Origin of the sequence: Streptomyces griseoflavus, assembly GCF_014649995.1 — a bacterium.
In the GTDB taxonomy this organism is placed as follows: domain Bacteria; phylum Actinomycetota; class Actinomycetes; order Streptomycetales; family Streptomycetaceae; genus Streptomyces; species Streptomyces griseoflavus.
The window spans coordinates 127,636-145,584 of the sequence record NZ_BMUC01000019.1 but is presented as its reverse complement, the minus strand read 5'-3'; the positions used below and the strand labels follow the sequence as shown (position 1 = coordinate 145,584).

At 72.3% G+C, this 17,949-nt stretch carries 14 protein-coding genes and 1 pseudogene; 13 read left to right on the top strand and 2 right to left on the bottom strand.

All coding sequences use genetic code 11. The features are described from left to right. The 10 genes and pseudogenes from IE172_RS30340 to IE172_RS30295 all read left to right on the top strand — a co-directional run. A pseudogene (locus IE172_RS30340) lies at positions 1-367 on the top strand (16S rRNA (cytidine(1402)-2'-O)-methyltransferase); the annotation flags it as partial. 184 nt (positions 368-551) lie between these two features. Further along, the gene (locus IE172_RS30335; protein WP_190100539.1) at positions 552-908 is read left to right on the top strand and encodes a hypothetical protein; all 357 of its coding nucleotides are present in this window, start codon (positions 552-554) and stop codon (positions 906-908) included. Positions 909-918: 10 nt separating this feature from the next. Further along, complete coding sequence (locus IE172_RS30330; RefSeq protein WP_190100538.1) at positions 919-1,830, top strand: TatD family hydrolase; 912 nt, start codon at positions 919-921, stop codon at positions 1,828-1,830. 114 nt (positions 1,831-1,944) lie between these two features. Further along, positions 1,945-3,210, top strand: a complete 1,266-nt coding sequence (locus IE172_RS30325; protein ID WP_229886574.1) for a resuscitation-promoting factor — start codon at positions 1,945-1,947, stop codon at positions 3,208-3,210. A 35-nt stretch (positions 3,211-3,245) separates the two neighbouring features. Beyond that, entirely contained in the window at positions 3,246-4,127 is an 882-nt protein-coding gene (rsmA, locus tag IE172_RS30320; RefSeq protein WP_190100537.1) for a 16S rRNA (adenine(1518)-N(6)/adenine(1519)-N(6))-dimethyltransferase RsmA, read from the top strand. Next, on the top strand, positions 4,124-5,020 hold the full coding sequence (locus IE172_RS30315; RefSeq protein ID WP_190100536.1) for a 4-(cytidine 5'-diphospho)-2-C-methyl-D-erythritol kinase: 897 nt from the start codon (positions 4,124-4,126) through the stop codon (positions 5,018-5,020). Before rsmA ends, IE172_RS30315 begins: the two co-directional genes overlap by 4 nt. A gap of 234 nt (positions 5,021-5,254) precedes the next feature. After that, complete coding sequence (locus IE172_RS30310; protein WP_190100535.1) at positions 5,255-7,078, top strand: ABC-F family ATP-binding cassette domain-containing protein; 1,824 nt, start codon at positions 5,255-5,257, stop codon at positions 7,076-7,078. A gap of 227 nt (positions 7,079-7,305) precedes the next feature. After that, positions 7,306-9,045: an outer membrane protein assembly factor BamB family protein gene (locus IE172_RS30305; RefSeq protein WP_190100534.1), complete on the top strand. Its 1,740-nt coding sequence runs from the start codon at positions 7,306-7,308 to the stop codon at positions 9,043-9,045. A 64-nt stretch (positions 9,046-9,109) separates the two neighbouring features. Continuing rightward, positions 9,110-11,095, top strand: a complete 1,986-nt coding sequence (locus tag IE172_RS30300; RefSeq protein WP_190100533.1) for an outer membrane protein assembly factor BamB family protein — start codon at positions 9,110-9,112, stop codon at positions 11,093-11,095. Positions 11,096-11,318: 223 nt separating this feature from the next. Continuing rightward, positions 11,319-11,990: a helix-turn-helix transcriptional regulator gene (locus IE172_RS30295; protein WP_190100532.1), complete on the top strand. Its 672-nt coding sequence runs from the start codon at positions 11,319-11,321 to the stop codon at positions 11,988-11,990. 526 nt (positions 11,991-12,516) lie between these two features. Here the strand turns inward: IE172_RS30295 and IE172_RS30290 are convergent. Both IE172_RS30290 and IE172_RS30285 read right to left on the bottom strand, forming a co-directional pair. Continuing rightward, on the bottom strand, positions 12,517-12,840 hold the full coding sequence (locus IE172_RS30290) for a hypothetical protein (protein WP_190100531.1): 324 nt from the start codon (positions 12,838-12,840) through the stop codon (positions 12,517-12,519). A gap of 21 nt (positions 12,841-12,861) precedes the next feature. Further along, a complete protein-coding gene (locus tag IE172_RS30285) occupies positions 12,862-14,541 on the bottom strand; it encodes a sodium:solute symporter family protein (protein WP_190100530.1) in 1,680 nt (559 codons plus the stop codon). Between the two features lie 177 nt (positions 14,542-14,718). Between IE172_RS30285 and galT the strand changes: the two genes are divergently transcribed. Genes galT through galK form a run of 3 tightly spaced genes read left to right on the top strand, consistent with a single transcriptional unit; the run spans position 14,719 to position 17,949 of the window. Beyond that, entirely contained in the window at positions 14,719-15,780 is a 1,062-nt protein-coding gene (galT, locus tag IE172_RS30280; protein WP_190100529.1) for a galactose-1-phosphate uridylyltransferase, read from the top strand. Further along, positions 15,777-16,751: a UDP-glucose 4-epimerase GalE gene (gene galE, locus IE172_RS30275; RefSeq protein ID WP_190100528.1), complete on the top strand. Its 975-nt coding sequence runs from the start codon at positions 15,777-15,779 to the stop codon at positions 16,749-16,751. Before galT ends, galE begins: the two co-directional genes overlap by 4 nt. A gap of 25 nt (positions 16,752-16,776) precedes the next feature. Then, positions 16,777-17,949 carry a galactokinase gene (gene galK, locus IE172_RS30270; RefSeq protein WP_190100527.1) on the top strand — a complete coding sequence of 391 codons (1,173 nt, stop codon included), beginning with the start codon at positions 16,777-16,779 and terminating at the stop codon, positions 17,947-17,949.

The following is a 17,949-nucleotide window of genomic DNA, read 5'->3' as shown; positions in this document are numbered from 1 at the left end:
CCTCGACGACACCCTCGCCGCGATGGCCGAGGTCTTCGGCGCCGGGCGCCGGGCCGCCGTCTGCCGGGAACTGACCAAGACGTACGAGGAAGTCAGGCGCGGCCCGCTGGCCGAGCTGGCCGCGTGGGCGGCGGAGGGCGTGCGCGGGGAGATCACCGTGGTCGTCGAGGGCGCGCCCGAGAAGGGACCCGAGGAGGTCGACGCCGCCGAGCTGGTGCGCAGGGTGCGGGTGCGGGAGGAAGCGGGGGAGCGGCGCAAGGAGGCGATCGCCGCGGTGGCGGTGGAGGCGGGGGTGCCGAAGCGGCAGGTGTTCGACGCGGTGGTCGCCGCCAAGACGGCCGGCGCCCCCGGCCCGGGCGCCCCCTAGGCGTGCGGCGGGGACGTGAAGCCCGGCGAAGGTAAGAGCTTCACGGTGATTCGGCAAGGCAGGGCCAAAACGTCCCCCATGACTTGGCCGCCCCTCCTGCGCCCGGGGCCGGGGAGGAGTCCACTGGAAGGGAGGACGGATCCGGATCCGTATTCGTCCCGCCAGCGGACCGACGGGAGCCGGCATGACTGAGATCTCGGGGTACAGCGGACTGCGGGCGGGCGCCACCGCCGTGGTCCACGAGGCGTACGCGTTCGCGTGCATGCGCTGCGGGTACGGGTGGGAGCAGGCGTACGAGATAGAGCACCACACCGACGCCGACGGCCACCAGTTCGTGCTGTACGTGACGGACGGGCGGATCGTGCCGTCCCCGCTCAACCGGCCCACCTGCCGGAACTGCGACGGGCACCTCGTACGGATCCTGCGCGCCGGGCGGGTCGCCTCCGCCCGGGACGCCGCCCACCGCGAGCGCCGGGTCCCGGCGGCCGGGCCGGTCGAGGCGCCGTGGGAGCCCGAAGGGCCGGCGGCACCGCTTCCGTAGGATCGGGGGCATGCCTTCGAACGCCCCCGACAAGAACGCCGCGCCGCCCCTCCCGGAGCCCCTGCGGGTGCCGGTCGCGGACTCGCACACCCACCTCGACATGCAGTCCGGCACGGTCGGGGAGGCCCTCGCCAAGGCCGCGTCGGTGGGTGTCACCACGGTGGTGCAGGTCGGCTGCGACCTGAAGGGGTCCCGGTGGGCGGCGGACACGGCGGCCGCGTACGACGCCGTCCACGCGACGGTCGCCCTGCACCCCAACGAGGCCCCGCGCATCGTCCACGGGGACCCTGGGGGCACCTCCCAGCCCTCTGGGGCTGGGGGAGGCTGGTCCCGGCAGGGCGCCCGCGAGCCCGGCGGGGAGGCGGGGCTCGACGAGGCGCTCGCCGAGATCGACCGGCTGGCCGCGCTGCCCCAGGTCAAGGGCGTCGGCGAGACGGGCCTGGACTATTTCCGCACCGGGCCGGAGGGCAAGGAGGCGCAGGAGCGGTCCTTCCGCGCCCACATCGAGATCGCCAAGCGGCACGGCAAGACCCTGGTGATCCACGACCGCGACGCCCACGCCGACGTGCTGCGCGTGCTGAAGGAGGAGGGCGCCCCCGAGCGGACCGTCTTCCACTGCTACTCCGGGGACGCCGAGATGGCGGAGATCTGCGCGGCCGCCGGGTACTACATGTCGTTCGCCGGGAACGTCACCTTCAAGAACGCGCAGAACCTGCGGGACGCGCTCGCCGTGGCCCCGCCGGAGCTGGTCCTGGTGGAGACCGACGCGCCGTTCCTCACCCCGGTGCCCTACCGGGGGCGGCCCAACGCCCCCTATCTGATCCCGGTCACCGTGCGTGCCATGGCCGCCGTGCGCGGCGTCGACGAGGACACCCTGGCCACGGCCCTCGGGGCGAACACGGCCCGCGCCTTCGGCTACTGAGCCCGCGAGCCCCGTGCACCCTCCGTGGTCGTGTCGGCGGGGAGAGCGACCGGCGCTCGGCTAGGTTCTGGGAGCCCGATCGGGACCCCGTGGCCAGCCCTGGAGCGAGTCGGCGTGAGCAGCACCCTGCGGTTCGAGACGTACGAGAAGACGTGCCGGCCCGATGACGACGACGTCCGCGGCGGTCCGCACGACGCGGAGACGGCGCCCGGCCTCCCCCGGCGGACGGCCCGCCCCGCTCCGGCCGGGAGGTCCGCGCACCGGCGCCGGGGACGGTACGCCGAACGGGCGGACGGAGTGCGCCGGCTGCTGCCGCAGGCGCTGGTCGTGGCGTTCCTCGCCGGCGGCACCAGCGCCTTCGTCGCCAAGGACAGGGCCGTCGAACTGAACGTCGACGGCCGCACCCGCACCCTGCACACCTTCGCCGACGACGTCACCGAACTGCTCGCGGACGAGGGCGTGGCTACCGGGCCGCACGACGTGATCACGCCCGCCCCCGGCACGGCGCTCGACGACGGCGACGAGATCGAGGTGCGCCACGCGCGCCCCCTGGTCCTGACCCTCGACGGCCGGCGGAGCGAGGTGTGGACGACGGCGCACACCGTGGAAGGGGCGCTGCGCGAACTGGGGGTGCGGGTCGAGGGCGCGTACCTGTCCACCGCGCGCTCCAGGCGCATCGGACGCGAAGGGCTCGCCCTGGACGTCCGTACCGAACGCTCGGTGACCGTCCTGGCGGACGGACGGGCCCGCGCCCTGCGCACCAACGCCGCCACCGTGAGCGAGGCCGTGCGGCAGGCCGGGATCACCCTGCGCGGCCCGGACACCACCTCCGTCGCCCCCGGCAGCTTCCCGCGCGACGGCCAGACCGTCACCGTGCTGCGGATCACCGACGGTCACGAGGTCCGCGACGAGGCGGTCCCGTACTCCGAGGTGCGGGTCCCCGACCCCGCGCTGACCCGCGGCACGGAGGTCGTCGACCGGCCGGGACGGCCGGGGCTGCGCCGCCTCACCTACGCGTGGCGCACCGTCGACGGAGTCCGGCAGAGGCCGCGCCTGCTGCGCTCCGAGACGGTGCGCGAACCCGCCCCGCGGCAGGTGCGGTTCGGCACCGGGACACCACCGGTGTCGGTGCGGGCGGCGGACGCCCTGGACTGGGACGCGCTCGCGCGGTGCGAGTCCGGCGGGCGGCCCGACGCGGTCGACCCGTCGGGCACGTACGGCGGGCTCTACCAGTTCGACACCCCGACCTGGCGGGGCCTCGGCGGCGGCGGGCGGCCCCAGGACGCGCCGCCGGCGGAGCAGACGTACCGTGCGAAGAAGCTGTACGTCCGCAGCGGCGCGGGCGCGTGGCCGCACTGCGGGCGGCTGCTGCGGGGGTGACCGGGGGCCCCTCGCCCGCCCCGTACCCTTGTCCCGTGACCAGCCCCACCCCCGACGCCCTCCTCGGCCCCGCCGACGTCCGCGAACTGGCGGCCGCCCTCGGCGTGCGGCCCACCAAGCAGCGCGGCCAGAACTTCGTCATCGACGCCAACACGGTGCGCCGTATCGTCCGCACCGCCGGGGTCCGCCCCGACGACGTGGTCGTCGAGGTCGGCCCCGGGCTCGGCTCGCTGACGCTGGCCCTGCTGGAGGCCGCCGACCGGGTCACCGCCGTCGAGATCGACGACGTCCTCGCCGCCGCGCTGCCCGCGACCGTCGCCGCCCGCATGCCCGGGCGCGCCGAGCGGTTCGCGCTGGTGCACTCCGACGCGATGCACGTCACCGAGCTGCCGGGACCCGCCCCGACCGCGCTGGTCGCGAACCTCCCCTACAACGTGGCCGTCCCGGTGCTGCTGCACATGCTGGAGCACTTCCCCACCATCGAACGCACCCTCGTCATGGTCCAGGCGGAGGTCGCCGACCGGCTCGCCGCCGCACCCGGCTCGAAGGTGTACGGCGTCCCCTCCGTCAAGGCCAACTGGTACGCGGAGGTCAAGCGGGCCGGCTCCATCGGCCGGAACGTGTTCTGGCCCGCGCCGAACGTCGACAGCGGGCTGGTGTCGCTGGTGCGCCGCGCGGAGCCGCCGAAGACCGGCGCCTCCCGGCGCGAGGTGTTCGCCGTCGTCGACGCGGCCTTCGCCCAGCGCCGCAAGACCCTGCGGGCCGCGCTCGCCGGATGGGCCGGTTCGGCCGCCGCCGCGGAGGCCGCCCTGGTCGCCGCCGGGGTGTCGCCGCAGGCCCGGGGCGAATCCCTCACCGTGGAGGAGTTCGCGCGCATCGCCGAGCACGCCCAGAAGAAGGAGCCGGGTCAGCAGTGAGCGTCACCGTCCGCGTCCCCGCCAAGGTCAACGTCCAGCTCGCGGTCGGCGCCGCCCGCCCCGACGGCTTCCACGACCTGGCCAACGTCTTCCTCGCGGTCGGCCTGTACGACGAGGTCACCGTCACCCCGTCGCCGGGCGGACTCCGGATCACCTGCGAGGGCCCTGACGCCGGGCAGGTCCCCCTGGACGTCACGAACCTCGCCGCCCGCGCCGCCCTGGCGCTCGCCGGACGGTACGGCCGTGACGCGGACGTCCACGTCCACATCGCCAAGGACATCCCCGTCGCCGGCGGCATGGCGGGCGGCAGCGCGGACGGCGCGGGCGCGCTGCTGGCCTGCGACGCGCTGTGGGGCACGGGCGCCTCGCGCGAGGAACTCCTCGGCATCTGCGCCGAGCTGGGCAGCGACGTGCCGTTCAGCCTGGTGGGAGGGGCCGCGCTCGGCACCGGGCGGGGCGAGCGGCTGACGGAGCTGGAGGTCGGCGGCACCTTCCACTGGGTGTTCGCGATGGCCTCGCGGGGACTGTCCACACCGGCGGTGTTCCGGGAGTTCGACCGGCTGGCGGAAGGGCGGGAGATCGCGGAGCCCGTGGCCTCGGGGGACCTGCTCGACGCGCTCGCCAAGGGCGACCCGGACGCGCTCGCCGCCACCGTCTCCAACGACCTCCAGCCGGCGGCGCTCTCGCTGTTCCCCGAACTGGCGGACACGCTGGCCGCGGGGCGGGCGGCGGGGGCCCTGGCCGCGCTGGTGTCGGGGTCGGGCCCGACGACGGCGTTCCTGGCACGGGACGCGGAAGCGGCGGAGGGCATCGCGGGGGCGCTGCGGGTCTCGGGAAGCTGCCGCACGGTGCGTACGGCGGCGGGTCCGGTGCCGGGGGCGACGGTTCTCTGAGGCGCTCAGGGCCGCGTCCCGACCGGGCGGAGGTCGACGGAGACGGCGGAAGGCTCGTCGACCTCACCCGGCGGTCATGGTTCCTCCCCTGGACGGACTCCTGCTGCCTGCCCCCTGTGGCAGCCGCCCGTTTCCGGTCACGTCATCACGAAGAGTGACGATCTCCCGGCGCGTCGAACGGCCGCCGGCAGGCCCTACGCTTGAAAGCTGATCGATCCACCGGGCAGGAGAAAAATGGCCGTCAATCTGGTCAATGTCGAGAACGTCAGCAAGGTGTACGGCACGCGCGCGCTGCTCGACGGGATCTCCCTCGGCGTCTCCGAGGGGGACCGGATCGGCGTCGTGGGGCGCAACGGGGACGGCAAGACCACCCTCATCCGGATGCTCGCCAAGCTGGAGGACGCGGACACCGGGCGGGTCACGCACTCCGGCGGACTCCGGCTCGGAGTGCTCACCCAGCACGACTCCCTCGACCCGGAGGCGACCGTCCGGCACGAGGTCATCGGGGACATGGCCGACCACGAGTGGGCCGGCAACGCCAAGGTCAGGGACGTGCTGACCGGGCTGTTCGGCGGCCTGGACCTGCCCGGCTTCCCCAAGGGCCTGGACACCGTCATCGGACCGCTGTCCGGCGGTGAACGGCGGCGGATCGCGCTCGCCAAGCTGCTCATCGAGGAGCAGGACCTGATCGTCCTCGACGAGCCGACCAACCACCTCGACGTCGAGGGCATCTCCTGGCTCGCCCGGCACCTGCGCGAACGCCGCTCCGCGCTCGTCTGCGTCACCCACGACCGCTGGTTCCTCGACCAGGTCTGCACCCGCATGTGGGACGTGCAGCGCGGCGACGTCTACGAGTACGAGGGCGGCTACTCCGACTACGTCTTCGCCCGCGCCGAGCGCGAGCGGATCGCCGCCACCGAGGAGGTCAAGCGGCAGAACCTCGTCCGCAAGGAACTGGCCTGGCTGCGGCGCGGCGCCCCCGCCCGGACCTCCAAGCCGCGGTTCCGCGTGGAGGCCGCCAACGAGCTGATCAAGGACGTGCCGCCGCCGCGCGACAGCGGCGAGCTGATGAAGTTCGCCTCCTCCCGGCTCGGCAAGACCGTGTTCGACCTGGAGGACGTCACCATCCAGGCCGGGCCCAAGGTGCTGCTCCAGCACATCACCTGGCAGCTCGGACCCGGCGACCGGATCGGCCTGGTCGGGGTCAACGGCGCCGGGAAGACGTCGCTGCTGCGGGCGCTGGCGGAGGCCGCGCGCAGCGAGGGCGAGGTGCAGCCCGCGGGCGGCAGCATCCGCGTCGGCAAGACCGTCAGGCTGGCCTACCTGTCCCAGGAGGTCGCCGAACTCGACCCGACCTGGCGGGTGCTCCAGGCCGTCCAGGCGGTGCGGGAGCGCGTCGACCTCGGCAAGGGCCGCGAGATGACCGCCGGGCAGCTGTGCGAGACCTTCGGGTTCAACAAGGACAAGCAGTGGACGCCGGTCGGAGACCTCTCGGGCGGTGAGCGGCGGCGGCTGCAACTGCTGCGGCTGCTGATGGACGAGCCCAACGTCCTCTTCCTCGACGAGCCCACCAACGACCTCGACATCGAGACCCTCACCCAGCTCGAGGACGTCCTCGACGGCTGGCCCGGCTCGATGATCGTCATCTCCCACGACCGGTTCTTCGTCGAGCGCACCACCGACCGCGTGTTCGCCCTCCTCGGCGACCGCACCCTGCGGATGCTGCCGCGCGGCATCGACGAATACCTGGAGCGCCGCAAGCGGATGGAGGAGACCGCCGCCGCCGGCGCGGCCACCGCCGCCGCGCCGGCCGCGGCGGCACCGGGCTCCGCGCCGGAGAAGAGCGCCGCCGACCAGCGCGCCGCCAAGAAGGAACTGCAGAAGATCGAGCGCCGGCTCGACAAGATCTCCGAGAAGGAGACCAAGCTGCACGCCTCCATCGCCGAAAACGCCACCGACTTCGCGAAGGTGGCCGAACTGGACGCCGAGCTACGGGAGCTGTCCGGTCAGCGGGACGAACTGGAGCTGCGCTGGCTGGAATTGGCGGAGGACGCCTGAACCGGCCATGAGAGCCGGGGGCGCGCGTCGCGTGAAGGGGGCGTGAAGGCGCGTAACAGAGGCATCACGGGCCGGTCCTCCCTTGGGAACAGGGGCGGATACGGCCCGGTGATCCGCCGGTGCCGGGTGATACAAAGGGCCAGTCTGAGAAACGTCTGAAGACGGCTCTGGGTTCACCAACACCTCAGGGCGTGGCTAAAAATCAGTGAGCAAGGGGGAACGCGCTGATGTCCCAGCCGCCCGACCAGTCGCCCCGGGGCGGCTTCGGCCCGCCGCAGGATCCGCCGCCCGGCGGCGGCTTCGGGGCTCCGCAGACACCACCGCCGCCCCCGCCCGGCGCGCCGCAGCCCGGATACGGCTACCCGCAGCAGCCCTCCCCGCAGCCGGGCCCCTACGCGTCCGGCCCCTACACCTCCGGCCCGTACGGGCAGCCGCAGCAGCCGGGTCCGTACGGACAGCCCGGATACGGCTACCCGCAGCCGCAGTTCCCCGGAGCGCCCGGCACCCCGCCCGGCGGCTCCCGCAACCCCTTCAAGGGCAGGCCCGCCCTCGTCGTCGGTGCCGCGGTGGCCGCGCTGCTCGTGGTCGGCGGCACCGTGTACGCCGTCTCCGGGGACGACGCCGAGAAGGAGAAGAAGCCCGTTGCCCAGCAGACCGACGACCCCGAGCCGGGCAAGTCGGGCGGCGCCCCGGTCAACCCGGGCGACGGCAGCGGCGACGGCGGCGCGGACCCCGAGGACCTCAACGAGGGCCGCCAGGCGGGCGAGTCGAAGGTGCTCTGGTACAAGGAGGCGCCCGACGCCCCCGGCAACGGCGCCGACGCCCCCGGCATGTGGGTCACCGGCAAGACCGCGGTGAAGGCCGCCTACAAGGAGCTCTCCGCGTACAACGTCGCCGACGGCAAGCCCGCCTGGGAGACCATCGCCTTCCCGCAGGAGATCTGCTCGGTCACGTCCCGGAAGACGGCCGACGACAAGATCGTCGTCGCCTACAAGAGCGGCAAGAGCGACCGCGCCAAGTGCAACCAGCTCCAGCTCGTCGACCTCGACACCGGCGAGAAGGGCTGGCAGGCGCAGGTCGCCGACGGCGACCTGTTCGACTCCGCGCTCTCCATCGAGCTGTCCCTCGCCGGCAACACGCTGATGGTGGGCCGCTCGCAGTCCGGCACGGCGTACGACGTGACCAGCGGCAAGAAACTGTTCGACGCCAAGAAGTACGGCGACGCACCCTGCTTCCCCTCCGCCTTCGCGGGCGGTCAGCGGCTGATCCAGGTCGCCTCCTGCGGCGTCGGCGGCGACAACGCGCACGACGAGGTCCGCGAGCTCGACCCCAGGACCGGCAAGGTCAAGTGGACCTACGCGTACGAGAAGGGGTGGAGGGTCGAACGGGCCTTCTCCGTCGACCCGCTCGTCGTCTACGCGACCAAGGAGGAGGACGGCGACAAGAAGGCCTGGAACATCGCCGCCTTCACCGCCGCCGGCCAGTTGCGCTCGCAGGTCTCGGTCGACGAGAAGTTCGACCCCGGCTGCGGCTGGGCCATCCTCGCCCGTGACCTCCAGGGCTGCCGGAGCGTCGTCGTCGACGGCGACACCCTCTACCTGCCCACCGAGGCCACCACCGGAGCCAACGAGATCGTCGCGATCTCGCTCGCCGACGGCAAGGAGCGGTGGCGCGAATCGTCCCCGGCCCAGGACTCGATGGTGCCGATGAAGGTCGAGAGCGGCAAGCTCATCGCCTACGTCGAGCCCTCGTACAACGCGGGCGGCCAGATCGTCGCCCTTCCCGTCGCCGGCGGCAGCCACAAGCCGGCCAAGCTGATGCAGAACCCGCAGGGTGTCGCCGACATCGAGAACGGCTTCTTCAGCAAGGACATCGACTGGGTCGACGGGCGCTTCTACCTCTCCACCACCCGGCTGACCGGGAATGACGACACGAAGGAGAAGTTGATGCTCGCCTACGGCAAGTGAGAGCCGCACGCGTCACTTTCCCGTCGCCCGCCGTCCCCTTCCCCCTCCCCGAGGTACTCACGTCATGACCCAGCCGCCTCCGCCGCCCAACCAGCCCCCGCAGCAGCCCGGGTACGGGCCGCCGCCGGAGCCCTCGCAGGGGCCCTCGCAGGAACCCTCACAGCAGTCGCCGCAGCCGCCCGCGCAGCCCCCCGCCGACCAGCCGTCGCCGGCGCAGCAGCCGCCCGCGCCCGCGGGTGGGCCCGACCTGAAGCCCGCCGGTGGGCCCGACCTGAACAAGGCCCCGCAGCCCGGGTACGGGTATCCGCAGGCTCCGGCCACCCCGGCGCCGTCCGCACCCCCGGCGGCCCCGCAGGGGCCCGGGTACGGATATCCGCAGCAGCCGCCGGCCGCCGGGTACGGGTACCCGGGGCAGCAGCCCGGACCGTACGGGCAGCCGCAGCAGCAGCCGCAGCAGCCGGGGGCGTACGGGCACCCGCAGCCCGGTGCCTACGGGCAGCCGGGATACGGGCAGCAGGGGTACGGGCAGCAGGGGTACGGGTATCCGCAGCCGCCGACCATGCCCATGCAGCCGCAGCCGGAGGGCGGGCGGAAGGTCAACGCGCAGCTGGCCATCATCGTCTCCGCCGTCGTGGCCATCGCCCTGATCGTCGGCGGCGGGGTCTGGTACGCCTCCTCCGGCAAGGACGACGACAAGAAGACCACCGCGAACGGCGGCGACGGCACGGAAGAGAAGAACGGTGAGGGCGGCGGCGGCTCCGGAGGCTCCTCCTCCGGCGGCACCGCCAAGGAGAAGGCCCCGGCCGACACCGGCTCCAAGGTGCTGTTCCAGGTGCCCGCGCCCAAGACCCCCGCGGGCGTCTCGACCGTCACCACGTCCGGCTCCTGGCTGACCGACACCGTGTACGCCAAGAGCGGCATCGCCGAGGTCGTCGGCTACGACCGCGCCAAGGGCACCGAGAAGTGGACGCTCGCCCTGCCCGGACCCGTGTGCGGCGCGACCGCCCACGTCACCGAGGACAACAAGACGGCGATCGTCCACAAGGCGAAGATGCCGACCAAGGAGGACCCGCAGTCCTGCACCCAGGTCACGCTGATCGACCTGGAGGCGGGCAAGCAGCTCTGGTCCAAGACCGCCCAGTCCGGCACGATGCCGATCAACTTCAACAACGTCACCCTCAGCGGCCCCACCGTCGCCGCCGGCAGCACCAGCGGCGGCGCCGCCTGGGACATCGCCACCGGCAAGCAGCTGTGGGCGCCCAAGACGTCCGACGCCTGCTTCGACTCCGGGTACGGCGGCGGGGCGAAGCTGGTCGCGGTCCGCAAGTGCGGCTCCTACGACCAGCGGCAGCTGCACATCCAGACGGTCGACCCGAAGACGGGCAACGTCATCAGCGAGTACAAGATGGACGAGGGCATCGACTACGCCGCCGTCGTCTCCACCGACCCGCTGGTCGTGGCCGCCGACGTCGGTGACTCCGCCGGTGACGGCAGCGGCATCTCCGACTTCTTCTCCATCGACAACAAGTCCGGCAAGCTCCGGACCCGCATCTCCGCCCCCGGCGAGGACTTCGCGGCCCGCTGCGACGCCATCTACAAGCTGGAGGACTGCACCGCGCTGACGGTCGGCAACGACAGGCTCTACATCGCCACCGAGGAGCACGAGAGCGGCGGCGAGTCGTACGTCCAGACCAACGAGATCGTGGCCTTCGACCTGGCGACCGGCAAGCAGACCGGTCAGCGCGCCGACGCGGGCGACGGGTACGACCTCGTGCCGCTGCGGATGGACGGCGGCAACGTGATCGCCTACAAGCGTCCCCCCTACGACAAGGGCGGGCAGATCGTCAGCATCGACGGCGGAACCTTCAAGCAGACGGTGCTGATGGAAAACCCGGCGACGGACGCCGTGCGCAGCGTCGAGACGCGGATGTCCCCGACGTCCGCCGAGATCCTCTACTCCCAGGGGGGTCTGTACATGTCCAAGGTGTTCGCCAGTGACTTCACGACGAAGGACAAGGAGTACCTGGTGATCGCGTTCGGAACGGGCTGATCGCCCCGCCCGGTCGATCGTGTCGGATCGTGCGGCCCCGCCCCTGCTCAGGGGCGGGGCCGCACGCTTACCGCTGATCACGCGCCCCTCGCCACCGAATACGAGTTTTTCGGTGATCCGGGGCGATTCTCGCCGGTAGGGGGAGCGCTACGTCGAACAAGCGTGTAGCTTCCGGGGGCATCCGGGGCTCCGGGGGGCGCTGTCGTGGGGGGTTGGTCGTTCGATGGGTGTGCGGTTGATGGTGGTCGACGACCACCGGCTGCTCGCCGAGGCGTTGGCCTCGGCGCTGAAGCTGCGGGGACACCGGGTGCTGGCCGCGGCGGCGCCGGCCGCGGGGGCGGCGGACCTGGTGATCAGCCGGGCGCCTGAGGTGTGCCTGCTGGGGACGGCGGCGCCGGCCGCACCGGGGACGTTCGATCCGGTGGTGAAGATCAAGCGGGAGCGGCCGACGGTGGCGGTGGTCGTGCTGGGGCCGGTGCCGTCGCCCCGGGGGATCGCGGCGGCGTTCGCGGCGGGGGCGTCGGGATACGTGCGGCACGACGAGCGGATCGAGGGCGTCGAGCGGGCGATCATGAAAGCCCGGGCGGGGGAGGCGGCGGTGGCGCCGCAGTTGCTGCAGGGGGCGTTCGGTGAACTGCTGAATCCCGCGGCGCAGCCGGACGACGAGGGTGCGCGGTTGCTGCAGATGCTGACGCCTCGGGAAGTGGAGGTGCTGGTGCGGGTGGCGGACGGGGAGGACACCCGGCTGATCGCCGCGGGGATGGGCATCGCGCCGTCCACGGCGCGTACGCATGTGCAGCGGGTGCTGATGAAACTGGGCGTGGGGTCGCGGCTGGAGGCGGCGGCGCTGGCCGCGCGGACGGGGCTGCTGGACCGGGCGGCTCCGGTGGAGTGACACCCGGCAGTGGTCGGTCGTATGCCTGCGGCGCCGCTGTCCGTGGGGTGGGGGCTTGGGTAGCGCGTTCGGCTCAGGTGGAGTGACACCCGGCGGTGGTCGGTCGTATGCCTGCGGCGCCGCTGTCCGTGGGGTGGGGGCTTGGGTAGCGCCCACGGTGGGTGGGTGGTGCGGGGCCGGGTCGGGGGTGTCCGTCCTCGGACTGGCGCGAGAGTGTCGCTGACAGGGGCGAGGGTGCGGACGCGCCAGCCGCTGCGGGCGGCCACCCCCGCCCCGTCCCCTCCCCGCCGCGCGCGACTACGCCCACACCCGCCGCCCGCCGTCCGCTCTCCGCGGGCAGTCGTGCCGCAGGGCGGTGGGGAGGGTGGGCGCGACGGCACCCCGTAAGCGCCGGGCTGCGCGGACACTCCCCGGCCCATGCCGGCGCCGGGGCACGCCCGTACGGCGGGGGCACCCGGCCCGCACCGGCGCCGGGGGCCCGTACAGCGAGGGGTGTGAGGAGCCCGCGTCGCCGCACGGCATCCGTTCAGTCGCCGCCGGTTTCCTCCTTCTCGTCCGGCAGGACGGGCGGCGGTGGCGGGGCCGTCGGGCGTAGGTACAGCCACAGCAGGAACAGCAGCCCGAGGATCAGCATCCCCAGCCCCGTCCACAGGTTGATGTTGACGCCCTCGGCCTTGTCGATGTCCGCGTCGGACGCGGTGAACCCGGCGATCATGACGATCACCCCGTACAGCACGAACAGCCCGCCGATGATCCGACGGATGTCGAACAGCCGGGCCGCCGTGGTGGACTTGGTCTCCAGCTCCGTGATCTCCCGCTGCAGATCACGCTCGGAGTAGTGGTCGGACATGGTCCCTCAATCCTCCCGCGTTCAGAACGAGAACGGGATGTAGCAGGCGGCGGCCAGGATCACCGCACCCCAGCCGAGCAGCGCCGGCTTGCGGTACCACGCGTCGTCGCCCTCGGCGGGCGGCTCCGCCATGCCGGGGGAGCGCGTGCCGTAGACCAGGCCCTGGAGTTCCTCGGCGGGCTTGGGCGCGGTGAAGAGGGACACGGCGACCATGACCACCGCTCCCGCGACGAATCCCGCGATCGCGGAGACGAAGTTGGCTCCCTGGTCGGTGGGGATGTCGATGATGCCCTGCTTGTAGATGACGAAGTAGTTGATCATCGCGGCGGTGGTGCCGGCGATCAGGCCCCAGAAGCCGGACTTCATCGACGCGCGCTTCCAGAACATGCCGATGATGAAGACGACGAACATCGGCACGTTGAAGAAGGAGAACAGCGTCTGGAGGTAGGCCATGATGTTGGAGAAGGAGCTGGCCAGGAACGCCGTGCCGATGGAGGCGAGCACGCCGATCGCGGTGATCAGGCGGCCGAAGCGGACGTAGTACGCGTCCTCCCGGTGCTTCACCACGTACTTCTGCCAGATGTCGGCGGTGAAGACGGTGTTGAAGGAGGAGACGTTCGCCGCCATGCCGGCCATGAACGCGGCGAGCAGGCCGGTCACGGCGATGCCCAGGACACCGTTGGGCAGCAGTTGCTGCATCAGGTACGGGATGGCGTCGTTGTACTGCAGGTCCGAGTCGGCGGTGCCGATCTGCGGCACGAGGACCGCCGCGACCAGGCCCGGGATCATCACCAGGAACACGATGAAGATCTTCGGGAAGGCCGCGATGAGCGGGGTGCGCTGGGCCGCCGAGAGGTTCTTCGCGGACAGGGCGCGCTGCACCTCGGCGAAGTTGGTCGTCCAGTAGCCGAAGGAGAGGACGAACCCGAGGCCGAGGACGATGGTCAGCCAGTTCGCGCCGAGCGGGTTGTCGCTGCCGATGCCCGTGCCGCCCCAGGCGGTCATGAAGTCGTCGCCGCGTGACGCGGTGAGGGAGTCGGACAGGCCGTCCCAGCCGCCGACGCTCCTCAGGCCGAGGACGGTGATGGGGATGAGCGCGGCCAGGATGACGAAGAACTGCAGGACCTCGTTGTAGATCGCCGAGGACAGACCGCCCAGGGTGATGTAGGCGAGGACGAAGAAGCCGGCGACGACGATGGCCACCCACTGGGGCCATCCGAGGAGCGCCTCGACGACGATCGCCAGGGCGTAGAGGTTGACGCCGGCGATCAGGATGGCGGCGGCGGCGAAGAGGATCGAGCTGAGCAGGTGTGCCGCCCTGTCGAAGCGCATCAGCAGGAACTCGGGGACCGAGCGGACCTTGCTGCCGTAGTAGAACGGCATCATCACCAGGCCGAGGAAGACCATCGCGGGGATGGCGCCGATCCAGTACCAGTGGGTGGTGTAGACGCCGTACTGGGCGCTGTTGGCGGCCATGCCGAGGATCTCGGTGGCGCCGAGGTTGGCCGCGATGAAGGCGAGGCCGGTGACCCAGGCGGGCAGGGAGCGGCCCGAGAGGAAGAAGTCGAGGCTGGTCTTGACCGAGCGGCGGGCGGCGAGGCCGATGCCCAGCACGACGACGAAGTAGATCGCGAGGATCGTGTAGTCCAGCCAGTTGGTGGGGAGTCGAAGCTCGGCAGCCAGATATGTGGGGGTTTGCATACACACTCGCTTCGTTCGCTAACTGAACCGGTGCGGAACCCGCGCTTCCGTGTTCAGGGGTGGAACACCGTCGGTGAAGCTCTTTGTCTGATTGCGGTGGCGACCGCCCGCTGGTGAGTTGTGACGTGTTATGTTTGATTGTGTTGAGTGGTTGGTGGGGTGTGGAGGAGTGCGGCTGTGAAGAAGACGTCGACCCGGCTGGCCGACGGCCGTGAGCTCATCTACTACGACCTCGGCGACGACACCGTGCGGGACGCCGTGGACCGCCGTCCGCTGGACGCCACCGTCACCACGTCCGAGATCCGCCGCGATCCGCTGCTGGGCGACTCCGTCGCCGTCGCCTCCCACCGCCAGGGGCGTACGTACCACCCGCCGGCCGACGAGTGCCCGCTGTGCCCCTCGGCGGGGGAGCGGCTGAGCGAGATCCCCGACTCCTCCTACGACGTGGTCGTCTTCGAGAACCGCTTCCCCTCGCTGGCGGGGGACTCGGGCAGGTGCGAGGTCGTCTGCTTCACCTCCGACCACCACACCTCCTTCGCCCGGCTGGACGAGCGGCAGGCGCGGCTGGTGCTGGACGCCTGGACCGACCGGACGGCCGAGCTGTCGCATCTTCCCTCCGTTGAACAGGTGTTCTGCTTCGAGAACCGGGGGGCCGAGATCGGCGTCACCCTCCAGCACCCGCACGGGCAGATCTACGCCTACCCCTTCACCACGCCCCGCACCTCCCTGATGCTGCGCCAAGTGGCCGCACACAAGGAGGCGACGGGCGGGGAGAACCTGTTCGACGCGGTGCTGGAGCGCGAACTGGACGGCGAGCGGATCGTCCTGACGAGTGAACACTGGGTGGCCTTCGTGCCGTACGCGGCGCACTGGCCCTACGAGGTCCACCTGTACCCCCGGCGCCGGGTGCCCGACTTGCTCGGCCTCGAGGAGGCGGGGCGCGCGGAGTTCCCCCGGGTGTATCTGGAACTCTTGAGGCGCTTCGACCGGATCTTCGGCGAAGGTGAGCCCCCCACGCCGTACATCGCGGCCTGGCACCAGGCGCCGTTCGGCGGGCTGGAGGAGTTCGACGGCGTCACGCGTGACGACTTCGCGCTCCATCTGGAGCTTTTCACCATCCGCCGTACCTCCGGCAAGCTGAAGTTCCTCGCGGGTTCCGAGTCCGGCATGAACGTGTTCATCAACGACGTGCCGCCGGAGCGCGCGGCCGAGCGACTGCGGGAGGTAGCGAGTTCATGAGCGGGAAATACCTGGTCACCGGGGGTGCGGGATATGTCGGCAGTGTCGTCGCCCAGCATTTGATCGAGGCGGGCCACGAGGTCGTCGTGCTCGACAACCTCTCCACCGGCTTCCGTGAGGGCGTCCCCGTGGACGCGTCGTTCGTCGAGGGCGACATCCGCGATGCCGCCAAATGGCTGGACTCCTCCTTCGACGGCGTGCTGCACTTCGCCGCCTTCTCCCAGGTCGGCGAGTCGGTGGTCAGGCCGGAGAAGTACTGGGACAACAACGTCGGCGGCACCATGGCGCTGCTCGCCGCGATGCGCGAGGCGGGCGTGCGCCGGCTGGTGTTCTCCTCCACGGCCGCCACGTACGGCGAACCCGGGCAGGTGCCGATCCCGGAGTCCGCCCCGACCAGCCCCACCAGCCCCTACGGCGCCTCCAAGCTCGCCGTCGACCACATGATCACCGGCGAGGCGAAGGCCCACGGCCTGGGCGCGGTCTCCCTGCGCTACTTCAACGTGGCCGGGGCGTACGGGCGGTACGGCGAGCGCCACGACCCCGAGTCGCACCTCATCCCGCTCGTGCTCCAGGTGGCGCAGGGGCGGCGGGAGGCCATCTCCGTCTTCGGCGACGACTACCCGACGCCCGACGGGACCTGTGTGCGCGACTACATCCACGTCGCCGACCTGGCCGAGGCCCACCTGCTCGCGCTGGAGGCCGCCGCGCCCGGCGAGCACCTGATCTGCAACCTCGGCAACGGCAACGGCTTCTCCGTCCGCGAGGTCGTCGAGACCGCGCGCCGGGTCACCGGCCACCCGATCCCCGAGGTCGTCGCGGAGCGCCGGGGCGGCGACCCGGCGGTCCTGGTGGCGTCCGCCGCCACGGCCCGCGAGAAGCTGGGCTGGAACCCGTCGCGGGCGGACCTCGCGGGGATCGTCGAGGACGCGTGGCGGTTCACGCAGGCGCGCGCCGAGCAGGGCAACCAGTAGGCAAAGAAGGGTCAGGGGTCAGGGCATGAGCGAGTCCAGCGCGGCCGTCGCGGGGTCGGTGGCCGAGCGGTACGAGCAGCTGTACGGGGTCGCGCCGCAGGGGGTGTGGGCGGCACCGGGCCGGGTCAACCTCATCGGCGAGCACACCGACTACAACGACGGCTTCGTCATGCCGTTCGCGCTGCCGCACACCGCCGTCGCGGCGGTCTCCCGGCGGGACGACGGCGTACTGCGGCTGCACTCCGCCGACGTGGACGCACCCGTCGCGGAGATCCGCGTGGACGACCTGGCCCCCGGCGGCGACAAGCGGTGGACCGCCTACCCGGCGGGCGTGGTGTGGGCGCTGCGCGAGGCCGGGCACCCGGTCACCGGCGCCGACATCCACCTCGCCTCCGCGGTCCCGGCGGGCGCCGGCCTGTCGTCGTCGGCCGCCCTGGAGGTGGTCGTCGCGCTGGCCCTGAACGACCTGTACGAACTGGGCCTGCGCGGCCGGCAGCTGGCCCGGCTGTGCCAGCGCGCGGAGAACGTCTACGTCGGCGCCCCGGTCGGCATCATGGACCAGACGGCCTCGGCCTGCTGCGAGAGCGGCCACGCCCTGTTCCTCGACACCCGTGATCTGTCACAGCGTCAGATCCCCTTCGACCTGGCCGCCGAGGGCATGCGCCTGCTCGTCGTCGACACCCGGGTCAAGCACAGCCACAGCGAGGGCGAGTACGGCAGGCGCCGCGCCGGCTGCGAGAAGGGCGCCGCCCTGCTGGGCGTCGACGCGCTCAGGGACCTGCCGTACGAGGAGCTCGACGCGGCGCTCGGGCGGCTGGGCGACGAGGAGGAGGTCCGCCGGCTGGTCCGGCACGTGGTGACGGAGGACGCGCGGGTCGAGCGGGTGGTGTCGCTGCTGGAGGCCGGGGACACCCGCGCCATCGGTCCGGTGCTGGTCGAGGGGCACGCCTCCCTGCGCGACGACTTCCGTGTCTCCTGCCCGGAGCTGGACCTGGTGGTGGAGACGGCGGTGGGCGCCGGCGCCCTCGGCGCGCGGATGACCGGCGGCGGCTTCGGCGGCTCGGCCATCGTGCTGACGGAGGAGGCCGACGTCCCCGCCGTCACCAAGGCGGTCGAGGAGGCCTTCGCGACGGCCGGGTACACCGCCCCCCGGGTCTTCGAAGCCGTGCCCGCGGCGGGCGCGCGGCGGGTGCGCTGA

Bases quoted from the DNA above. Each gene is read 5' to 3' on its own strand.
- IE172_RS30335 (WP_190100539.1), top strand. From the start codon at position 552: ATGACTGAGATCTCGGGGTACAGCGGACTGCGGGCGGGCGCCACCGCC.
- IE172_RS30330 (WP_190100538.1), top strand. From the start codon at position 919: ATGCCTTCGAACGCCCCCGACAAGAACGCCGCGCCGCCCCTCCCGGAG.
- IE172_RS30310 (WP_190100535.1), top strand. From the start codon at position 5,255: ATGGCCGTCAATCTGGTCAATGTCGAGAACGTCAGCAAGGTGTACGGC.
- IE172_RS30305 (WP_190100534.1), top strand. From the start codon at position 7,306: ATGTCCCAGCCGCCCGACCAGTCGCCCCGGGGCGGCTTCGGCCCGCCG.
- IE172_RS30300 (WP_190100533.1), top strand. From the start codon at position 9,110: ATGACCCAGCCGCCTCCGCCGCCCAACCAGCCCCCGCAGCAGCCCGGG.
- IE172_RS30295 (WP_190100532.1), top strand. From the start codon at position 11,319: ATGGGTGTGCGGTTGATGGTGGTCGACGACCACCGGCTGCTCGCCGAG.
- IE172_RS30290 (WP_190100531.1), bottom strand. From the start codon at position 12,840: ATGTCCGACCACTACTCCGAGCGTGATCTGCAGCGGGAGATCACGGAG.
- IE172_RS30285 (WP_190100530.1), bottom strand. From the start codon at position 14,541: ATGCAAACCCCCACATATCTGGCTGCCGAGCTTCGACTCCCCACCAAC.
- galE (WP_190100528.1), top strand. From the start codon at position 15,777: ATGAGCGGGAAATACCTGGTCACCGGGGGTGCGGGATATGTCGGCAGT.
- galK (WP_190100527.1), top strand. From the start codon at position 16,777: ATGAGCGAGTCCAGCGCGGCCGTCGCGGGGTCGGTGGCCGAGCGGTAC.